This window comes from Acidisphaera rubrifaciens HS-AP3, assembly GCF_000964365.1.
Taxonomy (GTDB): domain Bacteria; phylum Pseudomonadota; class Alphaproteobacteria; order Acetobacterales; family Acetobacteraceae; genus Acidisphaera; species Acidisphaera rubrifaciens.
The window spans coordinates 1-4,583 of sequence record NZ_BANB01000261.1 but is presented as its reverse complement, the minus strand read 5'-3'; the positions used below and the strand labels follow the sequence as shown (position 1 = coordinate 4,583).

Genomic DNA, 4,583 nt, shown 5'->3' with positions numbered 1-4,583 from the left:
CGAACGTATCCTCGTCGTGATGCGCGTCGCCGCCCACCGCCAGGTCGTCGACGGTGCGGTGCAGGAAGTCCTGCGTCCACGTCCAGCCGTCGCCCTGGTTGCGCACGAAGCCCTGCACCAGCATGAGCGTCGAGACGGTGCCGTCCGCGTCCTCGCGCACCACCTCGCCGAACAGCTGCGCCGTGTTGGCGAAGCCGCGCTCGGTCAGATAGCGCGTCATCTCCCCCTCGGGATGGATGCCGGCGACCACCTTGCGCACGATCTTCATCACCAGCGTATCGCCGATCACCAGGGAGGAGTTCGACTGCTCGGCCGACAGCCGTCGTATCTCCGCGTCCTCGGCGATGTCGAGCGTGGCCATCTGGCGGGTCGGGATGAAGCGGAGCTGCCCGGTCTCGTCCGGCAGCGGCAAGGTCAGCCCCTCCGCCAGCCCGCGCAGCGTGCCGCGGGCGAGCCCGTCCACCGCGAAGCCGTCGGTGATGTAGCCGATGCGCCGCCCGTGCCGCCCGCGGGCCAGCGCGAGTTGCTGCACCAGCGCGCTGGTGGTGTCGTCCTCGGCGCCCGCCAGCGGCAGGACATAGCGTTCGGTGCGGTCGGCGAAGCGCGCCTCCACCTCGGCCAGCAGCAACGGATCGGCGCTGTGGCGCAGCCGCACCGCATAGGCGATGCGCACGCCGTCGAGCCGTTCGCCCTTGCCCGCGAACCAGCGCCGCTTCGGCAGGTAAGCCGGCAGGATTTCCCGCTCCAGCGTCGCGAGGTTGCTGCCGCTGACCACGTCCTCCAGCCGGTGGCGCACCACCAGCGTCGCGTATTCCGGCAGCGGCTCCGGCGACGGCACGTGCCAGGGCGGCAGCTGCGCCTCCGCCGCCAGCAGGAACCAGAAGAAGCCATAGGGCGGCAGGGTCAGCAGGTAGGTGAGCTGCCCCACCGGCGGGAAGACCGAGCCGCCGACGATATCGACGGGCACGCGTCCCGCCAGCCACGACAGGTCAAGCTCCACCGCCTGCGCCGTGCGCGAGAGGTTCGACACGCAGAGGATCACCTCCTCCGTCCCGTCCTCCAGCGTGACCTCGCGCAGATAGGCGAGCACCTTGCGGTTGCCCGGATAGAGGAAACGCAGCGTGCCGCGTCCGAAGGCCCGGTGGCGCTTGCGCACCGCGAGCATGCGCCGCATCCAGTTGAGCAGCGAATGCGGGTCGGACGCCTGCGCCTCGACGTTGATCGCCTCGTAGCCGTAGATCGGGTCCATGATCACCGGCAGCACGAGACGCGCCGGATCGACGCGCGAGAAGCCGCCGTTGCGATCGGGCGACCACTGCATCGGCGTGCGCACCCCGTCGCGGTCGCCGAGATGGATGTTGTCGCCCATCCCGAGCTCGTCGCCGTAGTAGATGACCGGCGTGCCCGGCATCGACAGCAGCAGCCCGTTCATCAGCTCGATCCGCCGCCGGTCGTGTTCCAGCAACGGCGCCAGGCGGCGGCGGATGCCGAGATTGAGCCGCGCGCGGCGGTCGTGCGCATACGTCTCCCACAGGTAGTCGCGCTCCTGGTCGGTCACCATCTCGAGCGTCAGCTCGTCGTGGTTGCGCAGGAACACAGCCCACTGGCAGCTCTCCGGGATCTCCGGCGTCTGACGCATGATGTCGGTGATCGGAAACCGGTCCTCGCGCGCGATCGCCATGTACATGCGCGGCATCAGCGGGAAGTGGAACGACATGTGACATTCGTCGCCGTCGCCGAAATACTGCTGCGCGTCCTCCGGCCACTGATTGGCTTCGGCAAGCAGCATTCGGCCGGGAGCGTGACGATCAAGCTCGGCGCGGATGCGCTTGAGGATCGCGTGCGTCTCCGGCAGGTTCTCGTTGTTCGTCCCCTCGCGCTCCACCAGATACGGCACGGCATCGAGCCGCAGCCCGTCCACGCCGAGGTCGAGCCAGAAGCGCATCACGCCCAGCACTTCCTGCAGCACGCGCGGATTGTCGAAGTTCAGGTCAGGCTGATGGCTGTAGAACCGGTGCCAGTAATACGCCTTCGCGGTGTCGTCCCACGCCCAGTTGGACTTCTCGGTGTCGAGGAAGATGATGCGCGTGCCGGCGTATTTCTGATCCGTGTCCGACCAGACATAGAAATCGCGCGCGTTCGACCCCGGCTTGGCCGCGCGGGCGCGCTGGAACCACGGGTGCTGGTCGGAGGTGTGGTTGATCACCAGTTCGGTAATGACGCGCAGCCCGCGCGCATGCGCCTCGTGGATAAAGCGCCGCACGTCGGCGAGCGTGCCGTATTCCGGATGCACCCCGCGATAATCCGCGATGTCGTAGCCGTCGTCGCGGCGCGGCGACGGATAGAACGGCAGCAGCCAGATCGTCGTGACACCCAGTTCGGCGATGTAGTCGAGCTTCTGCAGCAGCCCCTTGAAGTCGCCGACGCCGTCGTTGTTGCCGTCAAAGAACGACTTGACGTGGAGCTGATAGATCACCGCGTCCTTGTACCAGAGCGCCTCCGGCGGCTCGGTGCGGCGGGCGGCGGGGCGCGCCCGGGCTTGAAGGCTGGTCTCGGGATGGGGAAGGTCCATGCGTGTCGGTCCGGTCAATGCGTGCGGCGCGGGGCTCGGGCGGTCAGACGGCCGGTCGGGCTCGCCAGAGGGCATAGGGCCGCTCCGGCGTCAGGCGCAGGGTTTGCTGTTTGCCCTGCCAGACCGTGGTGCCGCCGTCCAGCAAGTTCTCGGCCAGGACGGCGCCGTCGTCCGGCAGGCCCCAGTTCCACAGCGGCACCTCCGCCGTGGCTGACTGCGCGGCATACGGATCGAGGCTGACGGCCACCAGGATGAAATTCGACCGGTCGGGAGTCGCTTTTTCGTACCACAGGATCGCCTCGTTGTCGGCGCGGCCAAAGCGCACGTTGAGATGCGTCTGCAACGCGGGATTCTCCCGGCGCAGCGTATTCAGGCGGGCGATATCGGCGACGATGTTGCCCGGACGGTGCCAGTCCCAGGCGCGTATCTGATATTTCTCGGAATCGAGATATTCCTCGCGCCCGGGCAGCGGCGTCGCCTCGCACAGCTCGAACCCGCAATAGACCCCCCACAGCCCCGACAGCGTGGCGGCCAGCGCCGCGCGGATCAGGTGCGCGGGCCGTCCGCCGGTCTGCAGGAAGGGCGGGTTGATGTCGGGCGTGTTGACGAAGAAATGCGGGCGGAAGAAGTCGCGCGGCGCCGTCGTCGTCAGCTCCGTCAGATACTCGGTCAGCTCCCGCTTCGTGTTGCGCCACGTGAAGTAGGTGTACGACTGGCCGAAGCCCGACTTCGCGAGCCGGTACATCACCTTCGGCCGGGTGAACGCCTCCGCGAGGAACACCGCGTCGGGGAAGCGGGCCTGCACCGCGCCGATCATCCACTCCCAGAACGGCAGCGGCTTGGTGTGCGGATTGTCGACGCGGAACAGCCGGACGCCCTGTTCGCACCAGAACAGCACCACCTCGCACAGCGCGACCCACAGCGCGGGCTTCGCCCCGTCGGCATAGAAATCGACGTTGACGATGTCCTCGTATTTCTTGGGCGGATTCTCCGCGTACTTGATCGACCCGTCCGGCCGCCAGGCGAACCAGTCGCGGTGGGCGGCGAGCCACGGATGGTCGGGCGAGCACTGGATCGCGAAGTCGATCGCCAGTTCCAGCCCGTGCCCGGCCGCCGCGTCGACCAGCCGGCGGAAATCGTCGAGCGTGCCGAGGGCGGGGTGCAGCGCGTCGTGCCCGCCCTCGGCGCCGCCGATCGCATAGGGGCTGCCCACGTCGTCGGGGCCGGCGCGCAGGCTGTTGTTGCGCCCCTTGCGGTTGGTGCGGCCGATCGGATGGATCGGCGGGAAATACAGCACGTCGAAGCCCATGTCGCGCACCCGTGGGAGGTGGCGGATGACGTCGTCGAACGTTCCGTGCCGGGCCGGATCGTCGCTCATCGAGCGCGGGAAGATCTCGTACCACGAGGCGAACGCCGCCCCCGGCCGCTCGGCGACGATGCACAGCGCGGGTTGGTGGCGCACGCGGTGCGGGCGCGGGTCCGCCCGCGCCATCAGCGCCGCCGTCGCCGGATCGAGCAGCAGGGCGCGCTGCGCGTCGTCGTCCATATCGACGAGCCGGGCGCGCAACGCCTCCAGCGCCGCCCGATCCGCGCCCGCCGCATGCGCCGCGTGCGTCTCGACCAGGTGCCGCCCCTCGATCAGTTCGACATGGGTATCGACGCCGGCCGCGGACTTCTTGGCGACCTCGTCGGCCCAGGTGGCGAAGCCGTCGCGCCATGCCTCGATCGTGTACGCATGCCGCCCGAGGGCGGCGAGCGGCAAATCCGCCTGCCAGCGATCGTTGCCGAGCGGGCGCATACGCACCTCGTGCCACGTCGTGTCGCCCGGCGCCTGCCACAGCAGCGCGGCGGCGTACTGGTCGTGGCCGTCGAAGATGATGTCCGTCTCGATCGTGACGGTTTCGCCCACCACGCGGCGGGCGGGGAAGCGGCCGGCATCGACGCTGGGCGTGATCGCCTCGATGCCGATGCGCGGCGCCGCGGCGGCCGCGCGCGCGCCAGCGGCGAGATC

General features: G+C 69.1%; 2 protein-coding genes. Both read right to left on the bottom strand.

Features of this window, described 5'->3' with window-relative positions:
• Positions 1-2,572: maltose alpha-D-glucosyltransferase (gene treS, locus B8460_RS08910; RefSeq protein WP_048861240.1), on the bottom strand; the 2,572-nt coding region annotated here is incomplete at its 3' end.
• 43 nt (positions 2,573-2,615) lie between these two features.
• The coding region (locus B8460_RS08905; protein ID WP_048861239.1) for an alpha-1,4-glucan--maltose-1-phosphate maltosyltransferase at positions 2,616-4,583 on the bottom strand (1,968 nt) is incomplete at its 5' end.